Origin of the sequence: uncultured Rhodoblastus sp., assembly GCF_903903185.1 — a bacterium.
GTDB lineage: Bacteria > Pseudomonadota > Alphaproteobacteria > Rhizobiales > Beijerinckiaceae > Rhodoblastus.
Genome location: NZ_CAIUXT010000085.1, coordinates 1 through 2,565 on the forward strand (window position 1 = coordinate 1; position 2,565 = coordinate 2,565).

A 2,565-nucleotide genomic window follows, 5' to 3' on the forward strand; every position below is an offset into this window, starting at 1 on the left:
AGAAGCCGAAGGCGATCGCATGCGCGAGCCCGAAGCCGACAGCTAGCAGCGCCTGCACGATATGGGTCGCGTGCCAGGCCTCGTAGGACAGACCGATCCGCTTGCGCCCATAGGAGTGCGCCGTCAACGCTACGAGCGCATAGATCGAAAAATTCGCGTATTTGACTCGCCACCCGGCGGCGAACACGTTGAGTGCGGCGATCCGCGCGGGCCTCACCCAGATGAGGATCGCAGGATGGGCGAGAACGAGCGCCAGCGCGACCCAGGTCAGCTGGCGGTGGAAATAGTAGATGACGTCCTCGCCCCAAGGCTGGGTTATAAATCGAAACCGGGCGGTAAGTCCGAATTGCAACCCCATGATCGAGAGACCTGCATAGGCGATTGCGTCTGCGAATTCGGTCCAGAAATCGCGCGCCGGAGGATGGTCGCCGAGAAGGAGCGCAAAGAGCGGGGCGAGGACGACGAACAGATAAGCGCCGATCCAAAGCGCCGCGCGCCCGGCGAATGAACGGTCCATGGATTTGCCCCTGACAGCCCCCGCAGTCGGAAACTACGATTCCAACTATGCAGCCCGCGCCGCGAGACGGCAACGGGCGCAGGCGGAGATATTGCGCGACCAGTCACCGTCACCGGAGCTGTTTTGGACGCAATCCTTCCGAATCGCACGAGGCGCTAGGGGCTGGAGCCGATTCCGGTTTGCCCGACATGGGCTATTTCGTGCGCGAGGTGAATGAGGAACATGGCGTCAGGTTCCATCTCGGCGATACCGTGATTGCAATCAACCCGTTGCGCCCAAGAGCGACGGCGTCAAGGAGGCCGACTTCGTTATCATCGGCATCGGGGTGCGCCCGCGGATGGATTTGGCCGAAAAAGCAGGTCTTGCGATCAGCGGCAGGGCCGCGACGAAAACCTGGCCGTTGGGTGCCCAGCCATGACGAGGAAGCCAGCGATTTCGAAGACCAACCACGCCGAGGCGGTCGGCAACTCGCCGAATTTCTTGACCGCCGGCCCGCAACTCGCCGCGACCAATGCATACGACGCCGCCCAGAACTGGCGCCATGCCTGTCGTGCGCGCATCCCAAGATAGCGATAATCGGTATAGATCACGAAAATGCTTGGCAGCGACTTATATGCAAGAAAATACAGGAACCGCGCTTGGGAGATCACCTTTTTTGGCTGAAGCTCGAAAGGGTCTTGGCGCCGTCAAGGTTCAGCGCTAAGCCTTTTGCACTGCGAGATAGCCCCTCCAAAGGTTTGCAGAAACGCTCGCCCCGGATGAAGGGCGGGCGTTTTCGATTTGATGAGCAGCGCGACGATCGGTTTGGCCTCGGCCTGACCGGCAACGCCGCCGCGGTGGAAATCGCGCGCAGGGCCGAACGCTCGTCTCCGACCATGTTGATCACAGGCGGCACGGGCGAGGAATCGCTCATCGAACCAGACGCGCAGCGTGTCCGCCACTCCACGCCCCTCGAACAGGTGTGGGATTACATTCGTCCGGAATGTGGCGCTGTGCGGGCTGACCGGTCCGGCCTTTCAGTCTCTGGCGATGCGACTCGCCAGCGTTTCCGAAAAAGGAGCCTGGTAGAGCGCGCTATTCACTTTGCGCGGCGTGTCCGGCATGATCGGGCTGATCACCTTCACCCAGATTTTTGCTTGGAAATGAGCGCGGGCACGTTCCCGGCGGCGCCTATGGGCTCGCCGCCGCGCTGCTGGCGTTGAGCCTGCTGGCTGCCGTCGCAGTCGGTCGCGCCGGGATTTTTTCACGGCGCGCCGCCTGACGTAAAATCGAGTTCCTGGTGATGGGGGCGACGTTCGCTCCAAGAAGAACCTCTTGGACGGCACCCGTGAGGTTTTTTTGTTATTGGCAGAACCGAAGGCCTCATCGGTGGCCGGGATGGGCCGCGTGGCGGCGGTGACCGGGATGGGACGCGCCGTGGCGCGCGCGGCAAGTGCCACGGACGCGGATGACGTCTTGTATTACCAAGCCTGACGGCTGCCAAGAGTTATTGAAGCGCAAGGGCGTCGTCGCGAGGCGGGGTCTGAAGGAAGCGAGGAGCAACTCGGGACCCAATCGACAAGAAGCGAGGCCTTCCCGGCCGGACGAGCGGGCCAATAGCCGCCGCGAACGCATCGCCCTTCAACTCTGCACTGCTTTATAAGGAAAAAACAACGACCGAAATGCGCAAGCGCCAGGACACGCGCGGTTTGACAAACCACGGTAGCGATGAAAAGTAGAGGGGGACGACGGATAGCGCCGGTCAGAAATTGGATCGCTCCCCAGCTTCTCGGATCGACTCCGGCCTTTCGCTCAATCTCCTCGGGGTAGCGCCGGCTGTTCGCATGCAGAATGTCTTCTCAGCCGACTCCGACGCCTACGCGATCGCGCCCCGGCTGATCGTCGCGCTGCTACTGGGCATGGCGATCGGCGTCGAGCGCCAGTTGCGACAGAGACATACTGGTCTCAACACGCATGCGCTCGTCGCATTGGGAGCTGCGGCTTTCACTTCGCTCACCACATTGCTCGATCAGAGCACGGACGTGCGTCTGGGCGGTCAGGTCGTGACC

General features: G+C 61.9%; 5 protein-coding genes. 4 read left to right on the forward strand and 1 reads right to left on the reverse strand.

Annotated elements, in window-relative coordinates; all coding sequences use genetic code 11:
• The coding region (locus tag QZY01_RS08185; RefSeq protein ID WP_294535699.1) for a ferric reductase-like transmembrane domain-containing protein at window positions 1-517 on the reverse strand (517 nt) is incomplete at its 3' end.
• Window positions 518-931: 414 nt separating this feature from the next.
• Between QZY01_RS08185 and QZY01_RS08190 the strand changes: the two genes are divergently transcribed.
• From QZY01_RS08190 to QZY01_RS08205, 4 genes are all read left to right on the forward strand, one after another.
• Window positions 932-1,087: a hypothetical protein gene (locus tag QZY01_RS08190; RefSeq protein ID WP_294535701.1), complete on the forward strand. Its 156-nt coding sequence runs from the start codon at window positions 932-934 to the stop codon at window positions 1,085-1,087.
• A gap of 68 nt (window positions 1,088-1,155) precedes the next feature.
• Window positions 1,156-1,719: a hypothetical protein gene (locus QZY01_RS08195; protein WP_294535704.1), complete on the forward strand. Its 564-nt coding sequence runs from the start codon at window positions 1,156-1,158 to the stop codon at window positions 1,717-1,719.
• Window positions 1,720-1,831: 112 nt separating this feature from the next.
• On the forward strand, window positions 1,832-1,990 hold the full coding sequence (locus QZY01_RS08200; protein ID WP_294535707.1) for a hypothetical protein: 159 nt from the start codon (window positions 1,832-1,834) through the stop codon (window positions 1,988-1,990).
• Between the two features lie 350 nt (window positions 1,991-2,340).
• Window positions 2,341-2,565, forward strand: a 225-nt coding sequence (locus QZY01_RS08205) for an MgtC/SapB family protein (protein WP_294535711.1), incomplete at its 3' end; no start/stop codon positions are given.